Source organism: Rothia sp. HMSC069C10 (genome assembly GCF_001812205.1).
Lineage (GTDB): Bacteria > Actinomycetota > Actinomycetes > Actinomycetales > Micrococcaceae > Rothia > Rothia mucilaginosa.
The window spans coordinates 183035-201984 of record NZ_KV808297.1 but is presented as its reverse complement, the minus strand read 5'-3'; the positions used below and the strand labels follow the sequence as shown (position 1 = coordinate 201984).

The 18950-nt window shown below is 62.7% G+C and carries 13 protein-coding genes and 3 tRNA genes; all 16 read left to right on the top strand.

The features are described from left to right. Nucleotides 1-555 precede the first annotated feature (555 nt). The 16 genes from HMPREF2842_RS03075 to HMPREF2842_RS03000 all read left to right on the top strand — a co-directional run bounded on the left by HMPREF2842_RS03075 (nt 556) and on the right by HMPREF2842_RS03000 (nt 18900). Nucleotides 556-627, top strand: a tRNA-Gln gene (locus HMPREF2842_RS03075). Between the two features lie 22 nt (nt 628-649). Further along, a tRNA-Glu gene (locus tag HMPREF2842_RS03070) sits at nt 650-722 on the top strand. A gap of 510 nt (nt 723-1232) precedes the next feature. Then, nucleotides 1233-1307: transfer RNA gene (locus tag HMPREF2842_RS03065), tRNA-Val, on the top strand. A 108-nt stretch (nt 1308-1415) separates the two neighbouring features. Further along, entirely contained in the window at nt 1416-2264 is an 849-nt protein-coding gene (locus HMPREF2842_RS03060; protein WP_070642970.1) for a PD-(D/E)XK nuclease family protein, read from the top strand. 384 nt (nt 2265-2648) lie between these two features. After that, nucleotides 2649-3254, top strand: a complete 606-nt coding sequence (def, locus tag HMPREF2842_RS03055; RefSeq protein ID WP_070506019.1) for a peptide deformylase — start codon at nt 2649-2651, stop codon at nt 3252-3254. A 6-nt stretch (nt 3255-3260) separates the two neighbouring features. Beyond that, complete coding sequence (locus HMPREF2842_RS03050) at nt 3261-4229, top strand: methionyl-tRNA formyltransferase (RefSeq protein ID WP_070642664.1); 969 nt, start codon at nt 3261-3263, stop codon at nt 4227-4229. Next, the gene (locus tag HMPREF2842_RS03045; protein ID WP_070642662.1) at nt 4226-6217 is read left to right on the top strand and encodes an RsmB/NOP family class I SAM-dependent RNA methyltransferase; all 1992 of its coding nucleotides are present in this window, start codon (nt 4226-4228) and stop codon (nt 6215-6217) included. Before HMPREF2842_RS03050 ends, HMPREF2842_RS03045 begins: the two co-directional genes overlap by 4 nt. Nucleotides 6218-6271: 54 nt before the next feature. After that, nucleotides 6272-6973, top strand: coding sequence for a ribulose-phosphate 3-epimerase (gene rpe, locus HMPREF2842_RS03040; protein ID WP_070642660.1), 702 nt, complete (start codon nt 6272-6274; stop codon nt 6971-6973). 351 nt (nt 6974-7324) lie between these two features. Further along, nucleotides 7325-8398: an ABC transporter substrate-binding protein gene (locus HMPREF2842_RS03035; protein ID WP_049356631.1), complete on the top strand. Its 1074-nt coding sequence runs from the start codon at nt 7325-7327 to the stop codon at nt 8396-8398. A 140-nt stretch (nt 8399-8538) separates the two neighbouring features. Further along, entirely contained in the window at nt 8539-10590 is a 2052-nt protein-coding gene (locus HMPREF2842_RS03030; RefSeq protein WP_070642658.1) for a peptidase, read from the top strand. Nucleotides 10591-10788: 198 nt separating this feature from the next. Next, nucleotides 10789-11835, top strand: coding sequence for a hypothetical protein (locus HMPREF2842_RS03025; protein WP_049342129.1), 1047 nt, complete (start codon nt 10789-10791; stop codon nt 11833-11835). Between the two features lie 145 nt (nt 11836-11980). After that, entirely contained in the window at nt 11981-13048 is a 1068-nt protein-coding gene (locus tag HMPREF2842_RS03020) for a FecCD family ABC transporter permease (protein WP_080974537.1), read from the top strand. Then, the gene (locus HMPREF2842_RS03015) at nt 13048-14154 is read left to right on the top strand and encodes a FecCD family ABC transporter permease (RefSeq protein WP_049342128.1); all 1107 of its coding nucleotides are present in this window, start codon (nt 13048-13050) and stop codon (nt 14152-14154) included. Before HMPREF2842_RS03020 ends, HMPREF2842_RS03015 begins: the two co-directional genes overlap by 1 nt. Next, nucleotides 14154-14996, top strand: a complete 843-nt coding sequence (locus HMPREF2842_RS03010) for an ABC transporter ATP-binding protein (RefSeq protein ID WP_049347404.1) — start codon at nt 14154-14156, stop codon at nt 14994-14996. The genes HMPREF2842_RS03015 and HMPREF2842_RS03010 overlap by 1 nt, the downstream gene beginning before the upstream one ends. A gap of 532 nt (nt 14997-15528) precedes the next feature. Further along, nucleotides 15529-16932, top strand: coding sequence for an enterochelin esterase domain-containing protein (locus HMPREF2842_RS03005; protein WP_141752173.1), 1404 nt, complete (start codon nt 15529-15531; stop codon nt 16930-16932). Nucleotides 16933-17199: 267 nt separating this feature from the next. Continuing rightward, nucleotides 17200-18900: a (2,3-dihydroxybenzoyl)adenylate synthase gene (locus HMPREF2842_RS03000; RefSeq protein WP_049354603.1), complete on the top strand. Its 1701-nt coding sequence runs from the start codon at nt 17200-17202 to the stop codon at nt 18898-18900. Nucleotides 18901-18950: the final 50 nt, after the last annotated feature.

The window sequence follows — 18950 nt, the reverse complement described above, 5'->3', positions numbered from 1 at the left end:
GTCGCGAGTTCAAGTCTCGTCAACCGCTCCGCTCAAGCCCCGAGGTTCGCCTCGGGGCTTTTTTGTTGTCTCTGGGGTTTTATTGTCTCCGGGGTTTTAGTTTTTGGAGGTGCGGGGGGCGGGGTCCTGTGATCTTTCCCGAGGCGGTTGCTTGGGTGGGTTGACTGCCAGACTATCTGACTACCTGGCTACCTGGGTGCTGGCTGCCGGGCTATCTGACGACCTGACTGTCCGGTCATCTGGCTATCGGGAGGCAATACAGGAAAAATCTTCAAAAAAATTTGGGATGCAAAGCGTGCGGGGGAGAGGTTAAAGCCACTCTCTGAGCCCCTTGGAAGCTGCTTTGAGGGGTGAAAATCGGCCCCAAAACCCTCCTTTTGAAGAAATTTAAAAAACTTTTTAACCCCAAAAACCCCGGAAACACGCGGAAGTAGCGGGCATAAAACCGTGAATGTGAGGCGGCTCTCTAGATTTCGGCTTGCACGCCTCCAGAAAGACCCGTATAGTTATTACTCGTTCCGGTGATAAGTCGAAAGGCGAGAAACGGAACGGTAATGGGATATGGTGTAATTGGCAACACGAAGGTTTCTGGTTCCTTTGTTCTAGGTTCGAGTCCTGGTATCCCAGCTAACCTCCTCACGGAGGTTGCGGCCCCATCGTATAGCGGCCTAGTACTCCGCCCTCTCACGGCGGCAACACCGGTTCAAATCCGGTTGGGGTCACACTAGAAATAAACCCTCAGTCTTCTGGCTGAGGGTTTATTTGTTTATCCGGTAAAGACTGGTTTTAGATTCTACGGTGCCGCCGTGAGCCTCTCACGGCGCCGCTCCTTACGTCGCGGCACTCCGGGGCATGATGGATTTCCTCGCGCGCTCGGCATCATGCCCCTCCGTCACCGTTACAAACCGGTTGGGGTCACACTAGGAAAAGCCTGGTTTCTTCGGAAGCCAGGCTTTTTTGTTTATCCAGTGAAACCGGACTGAGATTCGGTAATGACTTAGCGACTTCAGCCATGGTTAAAAGCTATCCCTCAAAACGCTAACCCAGCCCCAAAGTCCGTACCTCATGACCAGAGTCCATAAGTCATTACTGAACCTGCAGTCACCTCTGGTGGGATGATCTTTTAGATTCCATGGTGCCGCCGCATACTCCTCGAGAAGGGAACGGGAAGAAAAAAAGGGGAGCGCAAAATTTGACCTTCACGCCAAGCCTCGGTATAGTCTTATCCGTAAGCGTGATTGGCGCAGTGGTAGCGCGCTTCGTTCACACCGAAGAGGTCACTGGTTCGAACCCAGTATCACGCACCAATAACCCCCGTTTCAAGGAACGGGGGTTTTATTATGCCCACCGGTATTTGTGTCCACAAGCAGTACAAACCCAGCCGCGGACACAACCACCCGAGAATGAGGTACCCCGTGACAACACCCGAACTCGCCGCAGCCACCGACTACGGACGCATGTACGCGCGCGTCCGCGGAGGAGAACCCCTCGTCCCCTCCATCACCACCGTCATCGGGCAGCACGCCAACGACCTCAGCGGCTGGCACGGGTACATGGCCGCCAAAGCCGCCCTCGAAGACCAGCGCGCCTACCGCGCCACCGGATCCCACGGCCTCAAATTCGCCATCATCCGCGACGCAGCCAGCGCCTCCGAACGATACCGCGACGCAGCCGCCGCCCGAGGCGACCGCGTCCACAACTACGCCGAAGCCGTCGCCCTACGCGCCATGGGCCGCGAACACAACCTCGACGAAAGCCGCGAACAGCTCATCATCAACGGCGAACAAGCCTACGCCGACCGCTTCGACGAATGGTGGGAAGCCTTCAAGCCCCGCCCCCTTGCCGCCGAAGTCACCATCTGGAACGACACCGTCGGCTACGCGGGAACCCTCGACCTCGTCGCAGAAATCGCAGGCCGAACCTGCATCATCGACTACAAAACCAAAGGCACCGACAAACGCGGCCGCGTCAAAGCACTCGACGAAAAAGTCGTCATGCAGCTCGTCGCCGGACTCAAAGCCGAAGAATCCCTCCTCGACCCCGACGCAGGCACCTGGGAACCCTGGAAATACGGCGACGCGCCCGTCCTCATGGGCGTGGCACTCGGCGAAACGCAGGTGCTGCCGCAGCAGGCAAACCCCGCGGTGCTCGAACGCAACTGGTACAAGTTCTGCGCCCTGCGCCGCGTTTGGGAATTCGACCGCCAGGTCCAAGAATTTGAAGACCCCGCGCTCATGCCCGTAGTACCGCCGCCCGCGGCATAAACCAGTACCCCCCGCCGACTAGAAGACTGGGCGGCATAGGGGAGTAGCGGGTATAGGGGAGAGGCTCAAACCCCCTGAGGAGGTGAGCACGGGGAGATGAGCGCTGGGAGGTGAGGCTCAGCCCTCACCCTGCCGCCTCCACCCCCAGCGCCTCGATTCGTTCTAGATTCGCGCTACTGAATCGGCGACAATAGAACAATAGGCAGAACGGCGTGCACCTGCTGTGAAGAATGCGCCCGCTGTGAAGAACCTGCTCCTGGGAGAACCCTCCTGCCGAGAGAGCCCGCCAGCGCAGTTTCACCCGCGAGGTTCTATCAGCGCAGTTCTGCCGCCATATTGAAATCCGTAAGCACATTCCCGGCACCCCGCCGGCAAAGGAGAACCATGACCATCCTGAGCATCCGCACCGTAGGCGACCCGGTGCTGCGCAGCGTTTGCGACCCCATCACCGTCTTCGACGACGACCTGGCACGACTTATCGACGACATGCTAGAAACCATGTACGACGTGGGCGGCGTGGGCCTTGCCGGCCCGCAGGTTGGCATCTCCAAGCAGATCTTCACCTTCGGCGGCATTGACGACCGCGAAGGCTACATCATCAACCCCGTGCTTGAAGTCGGCGAAGAAGACCAGGAAGGCGGCGAAGGCTGCCTGTCCGTGCCCGGTCAGAAGTCCGCGACCCCGCGCAAGAACTGGGCGCGCGTGACCGGCGTAGACCGCCACGGCGAACCCCTCGTGCTGGAGGGTGAGGGTCTGTTCGCGCGCATGCTGCAGCATGAGACCGACCACCTGCACGGCAAGCTGTTCATCGACCGTCTCGTGGGTGAAGACCGCCAGCGTGTGATGCGTGCCCTGCGCGCCGCAGACTACAACACTGTCGCCGCGAAGACCGTGACCGAGCGTGCAACCCGCGTGGGTGGTGCCTTCGGCGGCGGTGGCGCGTTCGGTGCAGGCTCTGCCGGTTCCTCCTTCGGTAGCTTCGGAAAGTAGGTCCACATGCTCAACATTATTTACGCAGGCACCCCCGACGTTGCTGTGCCTCCGCTCGACTACCTGGCGAACTCCGATAAGGTTCGCTTGGTTGGCGTGCTCACCCGCGAAGACGCCCCCGTGGGCCGCAAGCGCGTGCTCACCCCCTCCCCGGTCGCGCAGCGCGCCGAAGAGCTCGGCCTGCCCATCGTGAAGGCAAACCGCTGGAACGACGAAGCCGCCGCAGCCATTGCCGAGCTGAACGCTGACGCAGCCGCCGTGGTCGCCTACGGTGCGCTGCTGCCCCTGCCCGCGCTCGAATCCCTGCGTTACGGCTGGGTCAACCTGCACTTCTCCAATCTGCCCGCATGGCGCGGCGCCGCCCCCGTGCAGCGCGCCCTCATCGCCGGTGAGCAGGAAATTTTCTCCACCACCTTCCTGCTCGAGGAAGGCCTGGACACCGGCCCCACCTTCGAACAGGAATCCACCCCCGTAGCCGCCGACGACACCGCAGGCACCGTGCTGATGCGCCTCGCCACCAGCGGCGGCGCGCTGCTTGAACGCACCTTCGAACGCCTCGAAGCGGGCGAGAACGGCACCGTGCAGGTCGAGGACGAGTCGGTCAGCTACGCCTCCAAGATGAGCATTGCCGACGGCCGCCTCACCTGGACCGAACCCGCCGAGCAGATCCTGGCACGTTTCCGCGGCGTCACCCCCGAACCCGGCGCATGGTGCGAACTGGGCGAAAACCGCTTCAAGGTCGGTGGTCTGGCGGTTGCCGATGAGCGCCTGGTGCAGTCCCTGACCGAGGCGAACGGCGGCCCCCTCGCACCCGGTGCGGTGCGTCTGCACGCGAAGAAGGTACTGGTCGGCACCGGTACCAAACCCCTGATGCTGCTGCAGGTTCAGCCTGCCGGTAAGAAAATGATGGATGCGCCCGCGTGGGCTCGCGGCGCTGGCAAGGACATGGCGGAAGGCCTGGTGGTACTCGCATGAGCAACGAAAAGCGCCCTTACAAGGGAGGACACGGCAAGCCCGGTCACTCCGGTAACGCTGGCAACGGCAAGTTCGGCCAGGGTAGCGGTCAGGGTAAGTTCAATCAGGGCGGCGGTCAGGGTGAGGGCGGTGCGAAGCGTAAGCGTCGCCGCCGCTCCGGCGCTGGCAGCGGCTCTGGTGTGAGCGAGCAGAACCGCCAGCAGTCCCAGAGCTCCCAGCGTACTCAGAACCAGCGCTCCCAGAATCAAAGCTCGCAGGGCCGCCCGCAGAAGTGGGACAACAACTCCCGCAGCGAATCCCGCACCGGCCGCCGCTTTGACGGCCTGACCAGCGTCGAACGCGCCGCACGCCGCGCCAAGACCGAGCACGACGACACCAAACGCGGTGGCGGCGGCACCTCCCAGCGCAATAAGAGCGGCCACGAACGCAACCGCCGCTCCATGTCCGCCCGCGAATTCTCCGCGGCGGCACCCTCCGCACGCTCGCGTACCGCAGACACCGCACGCGCAACCGTCTTCGACGTATTGCGCTCCGTGGCGGAATCCGACGCCTACGCGAACCTCGTGCTGCCCAAGGCGATTCGTAGCCACCGCCTCGACCACCGCGACGCAGGCTTCGCAACCGAGCTGACCTACGGCACGCTGCGCCACCAGGGCACCTACGACGCAATCCTCAGCCGCTGCGTAGACCGCCCCATCGAGAAGGTCGGCACCACCACCCTGATCGTGCTGCGTATGGGCGTGCACCAGCTGCTGAACATGCGCGTTCCCGCCCACGCGGCGCTGAACCAGAGCGTGTCTCTGGCACGCGAAAAGATCGGTGCGGGCCCGGCAAGCTTCATCAACGCGGTGCTGCGCCGCGTCTCCGAGCGCACCCCCGAAGAGTGGTACGAACTCATCATCGAGAACGCGAAGGACGACACCGAGCGCATGGCGCTGCTCGCCTCGCACCCCGGCTGGATTGTGCGTTCCATGCGCCAGGCACTCGTCGCGCACGGCCGCCCCGCCTCCGAAATTGAGCAGCTGCTCGAAGCGGACAACCTCGCCCCCGTGGTGAACCTGGTTGCGCTGCCCGGCCTGGGTAGCCTCGACGAGGCACGCGAACAGGGCGCCGTCGACGGCGAGCTGGTTGAGGGTTCGGCACTGTACGCCTCCGGCGACTTGGCACGCCTGGAATCCGTACGTGAAGGCACCGTCCGCGCGCAGGATGCTGGCTCCCAGCTGGTGGCACGCGCGCTCGCCGCAGCACCCCTGGACGGCACCGACACCGCATGGCTCGACCTGTGCGCAGGCCCCGGCGGTAAGGCGGCGCTCCTCGGCGCGCTCGGTATTCAGCGCGGCGCATCCCTGGTCGCCAACGAGGCGGCACCGCACCGCGCGCAGCTCGTGGAATCCTCCATGCGCCCCCTGCCCGAGGACAGCTACACGGTACTCACCGGCGACGGCCGCCAGATCCGCGAGACCCTGCGCAAGAACGCCTCCGACCTGCCCGGATCCATTGAGCCCGGTCAGCTTTTCGACCGTGTGATGGTGGATGTGCCCTGCTCCGGTCTGGGCGCCCTGCGCCGCCGCCCCGAGGCGCGTTGGCGCAAGTCCCCGCGCGATATTGCCGAGCTGCTGCCCCTGCAGCGTCAGCTCCTGGATGCGGCCATTGAGGCGACCCGCCCCGGCGGCGTTATCGCCTACGTGACCTGCTCCCCGCACGCGGCAGAAACCCAGAACATTGTGGCTGAGGTGCTCGAAAGCGGCGCGGTCAGCCTGCTCGATTCCGCCGCAGTACTGCGCGAAGTCGCCCTGCACACCGAAGGCGCGAACGGCGAGCCCGTGAGCGTGCTGGCGGGGGAGAAGGACCCCGGCCACACCCCCGAGATCAAGGTCAAAAAGGGTGCGCCGGTCGTGAAGGCTTCGGAGAACCCGACCACCGCGCAGCTGTGGCCGCACGTGCACGGAACCGACGCAATGTTCCTCGCCCTGCTGCGTAAGAACTAGCCGCTTCACCGCCTAGCATCACCCGCCATACGGCACGGACTTGAAAGGAACCCCATGGGTATTGCCATTAACCCGTCGATTCTCTCGGCGGATTTCGCGAACCTGCAGCGCGAGCTGGAGCGCATTTCCACCGCAGACGCCGCGCATATTGACGTGATGGACAACCACTTCGTCCCCAACCTCACCTGGGGTCCGCCGGTGGTCAAGCGTCTGCGCGAAATCTCCCCGGTGCCGTTCGACGTGCACCTGATGATTGAGGACGCCGACCGTTGGGCACCCGAATACGCCAGCATGGGCTGCGAATCGGTGACCTTCCACGCGGAGGCGGCTATCGCCCCCATCAAGCTGGCGCGCACCCTGCGTGCTGAGGGTGCGAAGGCGGGTATGGCGCTGCGTCCGGCAACCGCCGTGGAACCCTACCTGGACATGCTCAGCGAACTGGACATGCTGCTAATCATGACCGTGGAACCCGGCTTCGGCGGTCAGGCGTTCCTGGAGGTGACCCTGCCGAAGATCGCCCGCGCCGCCAAGGCGATTGAGGGCGCGAACCTGCCGGTGACCGTGCAGGTGGACGGCGGCATCACCGAAGAGACCATCCTGCGTGCCGCGGAGGCGGGCGCAACCTGCTTCGTTGCCGGTAGCTCGGTCTACGGTGTGGATGAGGCGCTCGGCGGTCCGGAGGCGGCAATCGCCTCCCTGCGTGCGGCGGCCGCATCGGTCAAGCGTTCCGGCACCGGATGCGGTTGCGGCTGCTAGCGGCGTTTGCTTGTAACGGTGCCCCGCATCTATGACACCCCCGCGTCTATAAAACCTCAACGCCCCGTTGTGAAGTCTGCGCCCCGTCGCGGCTCTTCGCGGCGGGGCGTTTTGCGTGCCATGCTTTCTCAACCGCCGCAGATTTATAGCAGGGTAACAGCAGGGGAGAGGGCCTGTTTAAATGACATAGTGTCAGCAAGACTATGACAAAGCGTGATATATGTTACCCCGCGCAATTCCGCGGCAAAACCGGGTATCCTGGCGGTCAGAGAAGGCAAACAGAACACATCTTGATGTAACACTCAGATATCTGTAAGGTTAGGTATAGTTTAGTCAAATCTAGGGGGAACTATGTCTTTCAACCGAACCGAGCTGACCGACGCCGAAAACCACGGCGCATCGGGCGTTAACCGCCGCGCATTCTTCGGCCTGGCGCTCGCCTCCTCGGCTGCTCTCGCCCTCGCGGCATGCAGCAGCGAGACCACCACGACCACCACTTCCGGCGGTTCCACCTCCGGCGGCAACAGCGGTACCCGCACCATCAAGGACATTGACGAGGAGAACGTAGAAGTCCCCGCCAACCCGCAGAAGGTTATCGTCCTCTCTGAGCCCACCCTCGACGGCCTGCTCGCCCTCGGCGTGACCCCCGTCGGTTCCGTCTCCGGTCGCGGCCAGTCCGGCGTGCCCAACTACCTTGCCGACCGCGCCAAGGGCGTGCAGATTATCGGCACCGTCGCCCAGGTCAACTACGAGCAGATTGGCAACCTTGATCCCGACCTGATTCTGGTCGACTCCACCGGCGTAGACAAGCGCTCCGAGGCCTTCGAAACCCTCAAGAAGATCGCTCCCGTCGTCTACTGCGGCTACGCGGGTGGCGACTGGCGCATCAACTTCCGCAACGTTGCTAACGCCATGAACATGGTCGACAAGGGCGAAGAAGTCATCAAGGCATACGAGACAAGTGCCGCTACGCTGAAGAACCAGCTCGCCCCCAAGTACGGCGACAAGACCTTCTCCATCGTCCGCTGGGCAGGCAACGGCCCCGCCCTGATTCTCAAGGAACTGCCCGCCGGTCAGGTACTCAACGACCTGGGCCTCAAGCGCCCCGAGTCGCAGGACCGAAACGGTCAGGGCCACTCCGAGCCCGTCTCCCTGGAGAACCTGGCAACCATCGACGCGGACTACATGTTCCTGGGCACCCTCGGCGGCGCAAGCCAGCAGAACCCGAACGCGCAGGGCTCCGCAGGTCTGCAGGGCGCCGAAGAAGCACTGAATAAGGCGAAGGAAACCTCCGGCTTCACCAACCTGAAGGCAGTCAAGGACGACCACGTGATTCTCGTGGACGGCTCCAAGTGGACCTCCACCGGCGGCCCGCTGCTGCTCGAGGGCATTATCGAAGACGTCAAGAAGGCGCTTCCGCTCTAAACGCCCTGTTCTGAACACCCCGTTCTAAATACCCTGTGAAGCAATCACCCGCTGAAGCTTCCGCCACCCTTCCCGCCGCGACCTAAAAACCGCGGCGGGAAGGGGATGCACGACCCACCACACCATCCTCAAGGACCACAATGACCGAAACTCGACCCGTGCGCACCGCAGCCCGCTACGGTGCCGTCGTGGCTCTCGCCGGCGCGCTCATCACCCCCGGAGCAGCGCTGACCGGCACCACCATTGCTTACGCGGACACCCCCGCCGCCACCCAGCAGGCTGATAAGGCTACCGTGACGATTTCCACCGAGAAGTGGCGCGAAGGTAAGCTCGTGCTACGCGGCACCGGCTTTACCAGCACCGCACCCGGTCGCGGCGCAGTGTTCGCAGTGAAGTTCCTCGACGCCCTGCCGGATGAAGCGCACCAGGCGATTAACCCGATCACCAAGAAGGGTGGCAACTCGCCCGCAAACTTCATGGGAACCGCCAAGGAGGACGGCACCTTCGAGGTTGAGGTGTCCCTGCCGACCCCCGAAAACACCGGTCTGACCGCTGAACAGCTGAAGAACAAGGGCTGGACCGTGGAGGGTACCAGCCACCGTATTCAGGTGCTTTCCGGTTCCCTGGGCGGTACGGATGCGGACGGCAACACCTACGACCGTCGTGCATCTGTGTCGCAGAATATTACGTTGAGCGACCCGGCTCCGAGCCCGGCACCGACCGCGGATCCCTCTGCTACCGCTGAGCCCAGCGCAACTGTAGAGCCTTCTGCGACTGCCGAGCCTACTGCGGAGCCCTCTGCTACCGCTGAGCCTTCTGCGACTGCCGAGCCTACCGCGGATCCCTCTGCTACCGCAGAACCCACCCCGGCACCTACTGCAGACCCCACCCCGGCACCTACTGCAGACCCCACCCCGGCACCCAGCGAAGACTCGAAAACCTGCACCCCCGCTGACGGCTCCTTCACCCCGCGCCTGAGCATCGAGAACCCCAAGGCGGTTCAGGGCGGCAAGCTGCACCTGACCGGTGACGGCTGGTGCAACCCTGAAGACAAGAAGGCATCCGTTATCGGTCTGAAGATTGACGACGGCAAGGTATCCCGTAACGACGCCACCGCGGTCAACGACAACCGCACCATCTGGGCTGTTATCACCCCCGATGAGAACGGCCATATCGACGCCTGGATTGACCTGCCCACCCGCGACAACGCAGCCTTCAAGAATGACGAAGACGCCGCCAAGTACGCCTCCGGTGAGCACACCCTGCGCCTGCTGACCGGTAGCCTGCGTGAGGGCGACCGATCCGGAACCTACGGCGGCGCCAACAGCCAGGGCGGCATCAACACCACCTTCACCATCGGTGAGTACGCCCCCGTTGATGCACCCGAGCCGGTCAACGCCTCCGAACTGACCGCTGGTAATGGCGTGCAGGTGAGCCGTGACGGCTCCACCGTGACCGTGACCGTGCCGAACGCTGAACCGGGCACCTGGGTGTACGCCGCAACCTACCTCGGCAACTCCCCGCAGACCCTCTACGGCTCCGGCTGGAAGCGCCTGGATGGCAACCGTAGCTTCAGCTACGAAACCAGTGTGAGCATGCCCGCCGCAACCTACCGCGTGGTCGTGCACAACGGCAACCAGGGCGCTGACAATGCGGTGCTCGGTTTTGCTGACATGACCGTGGAACGTGCTGTTACCCCTCGTCAGGACGTTTCCCGCGATGAGCAGGACGCCACCGACCAGCTGGTCGAAGAGCTGAACGAGAACCCCGCAACCGCAACCTCCACGGCACCTGTGCCCATGCGTAACGCGGGCGGCCGCATCAGCACCCGCGCCACCGACGTGGACGCATCCCTCGCCGCGCTCTCGCAGAGCACCGCCCCGGTCGTGAACCGCGTGCAGGCTAAGGCGAAGGTTCAGAACGCGCAGAAGAACCTGGCAACCACCGTGCAGAAGACCGAAGCCAACGCGAAGAAGGCAGTGAAGGCTGCCGCCGGTTCGCAGAACTCGCAGAACACGCAGGGCTCACAGAACTCCGCCGCAGGCACCAAGGCACAGGGCCCGACCATTGAGGGTACTGAGCTGACCGGTCTGACCAAGTGGCTGGTCAACAACGCCAATAACCTGCTGCTCTCGGCGGCTGGCCTGGTGGTTTTGGCTGCGGCTCTGCTGCTGCGCACCTCCAAGAAGTAAGCTTTCTGACCACACATTCACACCGGCACCGGCTCACGCCCCACACTCTTGACCTCGAACCCTTGAACAGGGGAGTGGGCCGGGTGCCCCTCCAACCACTCGGGTCACGACCCGCTGAACTGCACCGACCTACTGAACTTCACTGACACGAACCCGGTAGCGTTCAGCTTCGACCCCGGTAATTTTGAAAGGACCACCATGCGTGCACCTTTTTCGGGAGCCCCGAAGGCATCCCTGACCTCTAAGGCGCTGACCGCCTGCGCTGCCGCAACCCTGGCGCTGGGCTTGGGCGTTGGCACTGCATCCGCTCTGCCTCCGGGCGGTGCGAAGGCATCTACCCCCGGCACCTCTTCGACTGTTTCCTCCTCTGTGAGCGAGCACGGCGTGATTTCCTTTAGCGTGAGCGGCTTCCCCGCAAACACTGTGGTGTCCGTGAAGGTGGACGACGGTAACCTGTGCCCCTCCGATGCGGCACAGGGCGCTTGCGTGGTGCACCAGCAGAAGACCGATGGCAACGGTAACGTCTCCGGTTCCTTCGTTCTGCCGGATGTTGGCGCTGGCACTCACACTCTGCGTTTCCTTGCAACTGGTGAGAAGCGTGACAAGGACGGCAAGTACCTGGGCACCGAGGCGTACAGCAACCGTAGCCCCGAGTTCACCGTGGTGGGTGAGGGCGGTTCGGATAATTCCTCCTCGAACTCTTCGGGTTCTTCCTCGAACCGCGGCTCTTCCAGCTCGAAGAGCAACGGTGGTTCCTCGAACGGCGGCTCGAACTCTAACAACTCAGACTCTGCAGACGAGGCTCAGGGCTCTAACGATTCCAACGAGTCCTCGTCCAATGGTGGTTCGAACGGCTCCTCGAATGGTTCTGCAGGTGGCGCGGCTGAGGCTGAGACCGTGTACACCGACGCTGAGGGCAACACCATCACTAAGGAGGAGTACGACCGCCTGAACGCGGAAGCTGACTCTTCCGGTACCTCCGGTACCTCTGGCTCTTCCGCTGCGCCTGCTGCTTCGGCTTCTGCAAATGCCCAGAAGAAGGCGACCGCTTCGGCGAGCGCATCTTCTTCGTCTTCTGCGCGCGGTACTGCGTCGAACCCGAGCGCTTCAGCTTCGGGCGCGGCTAACACCGCATCCACCGTTCAGACCGTGACTTACGGTGCTGCGTTCCCGTGGATTGGCGTGGTGGTTCTGGGCGTAAGCATTGTGGGTGCCGCTGCGCTGCTGCTGACCCGTAAGCGCTAAGACTTAACGTCGGATGCGGGTGGGGGAGTAACCCGCCCGCTCCGGCGTTTCTCTCATTATCTACCGGTGTGCCGGGTGCCCCTCGTGTGGTGTGGGTGCGCCGGGTGTGCCTCCCCGTTTTCTTGTATCGAGCATAAGGAGCATAGTGGCCTTCACGAGCTCATTGTCCCGAGATGTTCAGCAGGAGAGTACGTCCCGTCAGGGTTCTGTGATTCAGGGGCAGAAGTTGGGTAAGCGCCTGGCTTTTCTGTTCTTGTTTGCGGTGCTTTTGGTGGGGGCTGTGGCTGCTTCTTTGCTGTTCGGGTCGAATAATCTTCCGCCGGATCAGGTTCTGGCTGTTTTCAATGGCACTGCTTCTGAGCAGGCGCAGACGATTGTGATGGAGCAGCGCATTCCGCGTACCTTGGTGGGTCTTGCGGCGGGTGCGGCGTTGGCGGTTGCCGGGTCTTTGATGCAGTCGTTGACTCGTAACCCGCTGGCTGAGCCCGGCCTGATGGGTGTGAATGCCGGTGCTGCGGTGGCTGTGATTGCTTCCGTGGTGGTTTTTGGCGTGATGGGTATTTGGCAGTACATGGTTGCTGCGACGATTGGTGGCGCGTTGGCTGCGGTGCTGGTGTACACGCTGGGTCGTGGTCGTGACGGGTCGATTGTGAAGCTCGCTCTGGCGGGTGTGGCGATTTCTGCGGCGCTGTCGGCGATTGCACAGGGCCTGATTTTGGCTGATCAGGATGCATATAACGAGTTCCGTGTGTGGGTTGCCGGTTCGCTGGAGGGCCGCGGTATGGATATCGCGTCGACGGTGGGTCCGGTGATTCTGCTGGGTATGCTGGTGGCGTTCTTTGTGGCTCCTGCGATTAATGCTCTGAGTATGGGCGAGGAGGCGGCGACCAGCCTCGGCGTGAGTGTGCGTACGACCCAGAATTTGACGTTGCTGGCGGTGACGGTGCTTGCCGGTGCGGCGACTGCTGCGGTGGGTCCGATTGGTTTTGTGGGTTTGGCGGTGCCGTTTGTGGTGCGTGCCCTACTCGGTAATGATGTGCGCTGGGTGAATTATGGTTCGGCGCTGTTGGGTCCGGTGTGGCTGCTGTGTGCTGACGTGTTGGCGCGTGTGCTGGTGGCTCCGCAGGAGACTCAGGTGGGTATTGTGGCGACTCTTGCCGGTGCCCCGGTGTTCTTGTTCTTGATGACTCGTCGTAAGGTGGAGGCTCTCTAATGTCGAATTCTTCCGCTGTTTCGACGGCGACCGTCACCACTGCAGCTAATCGTTCTGCGCGTCGTAGCGGCCGCGATTTGGGTGGCCGCCCGGTGTTGACTGTGCGCGGTCCGCTGAGTGCTCAGGTGCCGTGGCGTGTGCTGATTTTGAATGTGGCGTTGGTGGTGCTGATTGCGGCGCTGGCGTTTTGGGGCATGTTGCAGGGTGATTATAAGATCGCCCCGGAGAAGCTGATCCCGGCGCTGCTGGGTGAGGGCAAGCAGATTACGGTGACTTTCGCTCAGCAGCGTGCGGCGCGTATTGTGGCGGCGCTTCTGGTGGGTGCGGCGCTTGGTCTCTCGGGTGCGATTTTCCAGGTGATTTCGGGTAATGCCCTGGGTTCGCCGGATATTATCGGCTTCACGAATGGTGCTGCGACCGGTGCGCTGTTGCAGATTATTGTCTTCAATTCCGGCCCCGTTGAGGTTGCTCTGGGTGCTGTGGTTGGTGGCTTGGCGACTTCGGTGCTGGTGTGGCTGTTGACGCGCCGCACGGGCCTGCATGGCTTCCGCTTGGTGCTGGTCGGTATTGGTGTGGGGTCGACCCTGGCGGCGTTCAATGCGCTGCTGGTGGTGCGTGCTTCGCTGACTCAGGCGCAGACCGCGGCGTCCTGGCTTGCCGGTTCGCTCAATGACATCACGTGGGAGCGCACCTACGCGCTGATGGGTCTGCTGCTCGTGGTGACTCCGCTGTTGCTGATGCTGGTCCGCCCGCTGGGCGCGATTCGTTTTGGTGACCAGGTGGCATCCGGTTTGGGTGTGAGCGTGAACGCGTACCGTGTGGCGGCTCTGTTTATCGGTGTGCTTCTGGTTTCGCTGGCGACCGCGACGACCGGCCCGATTGCCTTTGTCGCCCTGGCGGCACCGCACATCGCGAAGACCCTGTCTCGCAGTGGCGGGGTGGGCTTCACCTCCGCGGCACTTATGGGTGCGCTTATGGTGCTCGGCTCTGACCTGATTGGCCGATTCGCTGTTCCCGGACGCATCATTCAGGTGGGTGTGGTGACCGGCGCGATTGGCGGCCTGTACCTGATTTACCTGATTTACCTCGAAAGGAAGAAGAGCTAGTGAACGCTAGTGTGACGACCCGCCTTGAAGGCGAGAACATGGTGGTTGCCTACGGTGAGCATACGGTGCTCAACGGGGTAGATTTTCAGGTGCCGGAGGGGGAGCTGACCGTTATCTTGGGCCCGAACGCCTGCGGTAAGTCGACCACCCTGAAGGCTCTTGCCCGCGTGAACCCGCTCAAGCAGGGTGAGGTTCGCCTGGACGGCACCCCGCTGCCGCAGATGAAGTCCCGCGCTATCGCGAAGATCTTGGCGATGCTGCCGCAGACCCCGGAGGCGCCTAGCGGCGTGACCGTGGCAGATGTGGTGGCGCGCGGCCGCTACCCGCACCAGTCGCTGCTGCGTTCCTGGTCTGATGAGGACGAGCGCGCCTGTGTGGAGGCGATGCAGGCGGCGAACGTGCTGGAGCTTGCTGAGCGTCCCATTGAGGCGCTTTCGGGTGGTCAGCGTCAGCGTGTGTGGATTGCCATGACCCTGGCGCAGCAGACCCCGCTGATTCTGCTCGATGAGCCGACCACTTACCTGGACATCACGCACCAGATCGAGGTGCTGAACCTGACGAAGAAATTGCATTCCGAAGGGCGAACGGTAGCCGTGGTGTTGCATGACCTGAACCTTGCTTTCAGGTATGCTACTCATGTTGTGTTAATGAAGCAGGGCCGGATTATCGCTCAGGGCGATCCGCGTGCGATAATTACACCGGAACTTATCCAGGAAGTTTTTGACCTGCAATCGGTTATTATTCCTGATCCATGCACTGGCACCCCTTTGGTTATTCCGAAGGAGAACCAAACAATTCATATTGCCGCTGACGCTATTTCGGCGGCCCGCGAAAGCGAATAGTTTTCGCCCCTAAGCCGCGTGGGAGTTAGCGCCAACCGTCTCAGTACGGGTGGAAAAGCTCGGCATTGCGCCGAGTAGCGAACGTTAGGATCTGAGGGACCCAGGATCCCCTGCGCGTAGGGCGCCTACCCGGTGCTCGCCCGTCTTTGACGCATGAACGGCTCCGAGCACTGGGTAGGTTCCATTTTGGGAACCCGTAGATGAGGCACCGAGACTGCCGCATGAGACCTTCACTGTTTGAAGGTTTGATGCACGGTCTCGGTGCCTCATCTCTTTTAACTTCTGGGCTGGGCTGGTCTTAGGTGGGGCTGGGCTGGGTTGGTCTTAGGTGGGGTTGTGGCGGCTTGCGCTTGGGTTTTAGGAGCCCGCGCTCGCTGTCATGAATGTCATGTTGTGGTTCTTTCGCTTTTCCCTTTGGCTGGAGTTTGGGTAAGGGATACCATAGAGTGAGGTAGTAGAGGCTAACTAACGATAATGCGCCTCCTCACCGATTCTCACCGATTGAGTGTTTCCACAGACCAAGGAGGAACCGTTGGGCGAGCACGAACCCACCGCGACCGTTCCCGCGCAGAGTATTTCTGCACAGAATACTTCTGCCCAGAACACTTCTGAACAGGCTACTTCGGCGCAGCCGCGTACCGTTGCGCCGACCGTGCGCCCGGCCCCTCCCAAGATCCCGCGCCCCGTACCGGCACCGCGCGTGGACAGTCCCCTCATCAGCGCCCTCATCGCCGAGGCGGTCAGCCCCGAAGAGCTGAACGCCCGCATCCTTGAGGTCGTCTCCGAAGGCACCCCCATCATCGAGCCGGTGCACCGCGAAGACGGCAGCATCAGTGAGAACGAACGCATCGTTACCTTCCTGTACCACAACGAGCAGGCGGAGCAGGTGCTCATGTTCATTAACCGCCTGACCGATGAGAAGAACCTCGACCGTTCCCTCATGGCCCGCATCGAGGGCACTGGCTGGTGGCAGCTGAGCATACAGATGGAAACCACCTGGCGTGCCTCCTACAACTTCTTGCCGGCGCTGCCCGGCGAGCGCCCCGCCTGGCTGGGTGATGACGACCAGGTGCGCCTGCGCGCCGCCCTGGATTCCGGCGAGGGCGACCCGCTGAACCCCGAGACCGCGTGTAACCGTATCGGTCGTTGCATGGGTGTGGTGCAGCTTGAGCACGCGCCGGTGCAGGAGTTCCTCCTGACTCAGGAAGAGATTGACGCGCTGCCCGCCCCCGAGTGGATGCAGACCTCTGATGGTCACCAGTATGTGCTCGGTCGCGTGGGCGACCCCGCCCCGGATGCGCCGCTGTTCATCCAGTTCGACGGTGAGATGTGGTTCAGCCAGGGCATGGAGCAGACCCTCAACCGCGCCCACGAGGCCGGTCGTATTCCGGCGATGCACGTGTTCTTCCTGCACTCTGGCGGTCGTGAGAACCGCTGGAAGGAGCTGAACGGCGACAACCCGATTGCCGACTACCTGGTAGAGATCGCGTTCCCGCACCTGGAGGCAGTGCACGGCATTAAGACCGCGCCGCAGAACATTGTGATTAACGGTCAGTCGCTGGGTGGGCTGTCCTCCTTGCTGGCGGTGCTGAGCCGCCCGGAGGCGTTTGGCGGCGCGATCGCGCAGTCTTCGTCGCTGTGGCAGCCGCAGGTCATGGACCGCCTGGACGAGCTTGAGGCGGCGGGTGAGATCGACCGCCTGCGCCACCTTTACCTTGAGATTGAGGTGGGGGAGCAGGAGTGGGTTCTGGTACCGCCTCACCGCGAGTTGAAGGAGCGCCTGGAAAAGCTGGGCCTGAAGAATGCGCGTTGCACGGCCTTCAACGGCGGTCACGATTATGCGTGCTGGCGCGGTGCGATTGTGCCGGCGTTGGAACGTATTATTGCTGCCCGCCGGGAGGCTGAGCGCGCTGAGCGGAGCTTAGCTGAGGAGTAGCGAGAGATCGCCTAGGGATCCTGCACGGGTAGAGCACACCCCGCATGGTGGGCGTGCGGGGTTCCCGTTAGGGTAAACACCGCCGCGCCCGTATCCTAGAGAAGTACAGCCTAAGAGAAGTGCAACACTACCGCGCCGCGAGGGGTGCCGAAGGGTACCCGGCGCAGGTTGCGCACCCGCCCTCATTGACGAGATGGCATCACGCTGCGAACGCACGCAGCACGTGAGCGCTATAGAAACCGCAAACGACACAGAAATCGAGAGAAGATGACCGTAGAACGTAGCCCCCTGGCCCCCACGCCGCTCATCCCCGAGTCTTTTGCCGCGAAGTACCGCGAAGCCGGCTACTGGATTGACCAGACTATCCCCGAGTTCCTGCTAGATACATGCCGCGCAAAGCCGCACTTCCCGGCGCTGGTGGCGCTCTCGCACGCGCAGCTCGATGAGGACGGCAAGCCCCAGCAGATTCGCCTCTCCTACGGTGAGCTGGAGGCGGCAGGTCGTGCCGCTGCGGCGCGCCTCGTTCAGGCTGGCGTGCAGCCGGGCGACCGTGTGCTGCTGCAGCTGGGTAACACCGCCGAGTACCTGGTGTACCTGCTGGGTATTTTCTGGGCGGCGGCGCTGCCGGTGTTCTGCCTGCCGCAGCACCGCACCACCGAGCTCGTGCACTTTGCGACCCGCACCGACGCTGCGGCGCACGTGTTCTCTTCGCTGACCCCGGGCGCAGATTTCACCGCCCTGCACGAGGACGTTGCCGCCGAGCTGCGCAAGAACTCCCTGGAGCCGCCGGTTGCTATTGACGTTGCGGAGCCGCTGACCCCGCTGACCGAAGAGGAGCTCGCTGAAGAGTTCGTGCCCGGTGTCATTCAGAACACCGAGAACCTGCGTGCGAGCGAGCAGGTGGCGTTCCTGCAGCTCTCCGGCGGTACGACCGGCATTTCGAAGCTGATTCCTCGCACCCACGCCGCCTACCTGTACTCGGTGCGCGGCTCGGTCGATATCTGCAAGCTGAACAACAACACGACCATGCTCGTGGTGCTGCCCGCCGCCCACAACTTCACGATGAGCTCGCCCGGTATTCTGGGCGTCATGTGCGCCTCCGGCAAGCTGGTGTTTGCGGCGGATCCGTCCCCGCAGACTGCGTTCCACCTCATTGAGATGGAGGGCGTGACCACCTCCGCGCTGGTGCCGCCGCTGGCTCAGGCGTGGGTCGCCTCCGCGGAGAAGCGCGGCGTGTCCCTGCCGTCCCTGCAGACCCTGCAGGTGGGCGGTTCGAAGCTGGCTCCGGCGGTTGCAGGCAAGATTGAGTCGGTGCTCGGCTGCACCGTTCAGCAGGTGTTCGGCATGGCTGAGGGCCTGGTGAACTACACCCGCTCGACCGACCCGATTGAGATGCGTCTGAGGACTCAGGGTTACCCGATTAGCCCCGACGACGAAATCCTGATTGTTGATGATCAGGATCAGCCGGTTAAGCGCGGCGAGAGCGGCCACCTGCTCACCCGCGGCCCGTACACGATTCGCGGCTACTACCTGGAGGAGAACGCGAACCGTTACGGCTTCACCGAGGACGGTTTCTACCGCACCGGCGACATTGTGCGACTGGTCGCAGGCAAGTACCTTGAGGTGACTGGCCGCGCGAAGGACCAGATTAACCGCAACGGCGAGAAGATTGCCGTGGACGAAATCGAAGAGCTGGCGCTGACCCACCCCGACGTTTTTGACGCCGTGGTTCTGGGCATCCCGGATGAGACTGTGGGCGAGCGCGTGGGCCTGGTCATTGTGCCGCTGGAAGGCGCCGACCTGGGCGAAAACCCGCGCCGCACGATGCACGAGTTCTTCACTTCGAAGAAGCTCGCCGACTTCAAGATCCCGGAGCGCGTGCAGGTTCTGCAGGAGCTGCCCACCACGAACGTGGGTAAGATTTCTCGCCGCGAACTGCGCGCCAAGCTTGCCGAAATTTTCGGCTAAACCCTTTGAGCTGACCATTTTCGGCTAAACCGTACGCCCTTATTCCTACC

Coding starts and splice junctions, on each gene's coding strand:
- HMPREF2842_RS03030 (WP_070642658.1), top strand. CDS start 8,539: ATGACCGAAACTCGACCCGTGCGCACCGCAGCCCGCTACGGTGCCGTC.
- HMPREF2842_RS03045 (WP_070642662.1), top strand. CDS start 4,226: ATGAGCAACGAAAAGCGCCCTTACAAGGGAGGACACGGCAAGCCCGGT.
- rpe (WP_070642660.1), top strand. CDS start 6,272: ATGGGTATTGCCATTAACCCGTCGATTCTCTCGGCGGATTTCGCGAAC.
- HMPREF2842_RS03000 (WP_049354603.1), top strand. CDS start 17,200: ATGACCGTAGAACGTAGCCCCCTGGCCCCCACGCCGCTCATCCCCGAG.
- HMPREF2842_RS03025 (WP_049342129.1), top strand. CDS start 10,789: ATGCGTGCACCTTTTTCGGGAGCCCCGAAGGCATCCCTGACCTCTAAG.
- HMPREF2842_RS03035 (WP_049356631.1), top strand. CDS start 7,325: ATGTCTTTCAACCGAACCGAGCTGACCGACGCCGAAAACCACGGCGCA.
- HMPREF2842_RS03015 (WP_049342128.1), top strand. CDS start 13,048: ATGTCGAATTCTTCCGCTGTTTCGACGGCGACCGTCACCACTGCAGCT.
- HMPREF2842_RS03050 (WP_070642664.1), top strand. CDS start 3,261: ATGCTCAACATTATTTACGCAGGCACCCCCGACGTTGCTGTGCCTCCG.
- def (WP_070506019.1), top strand. CDS start 2,649: ATGACCATCCTGAGCATCCGCACCGTAGGCGACCCGGTGCTGCGCAGC.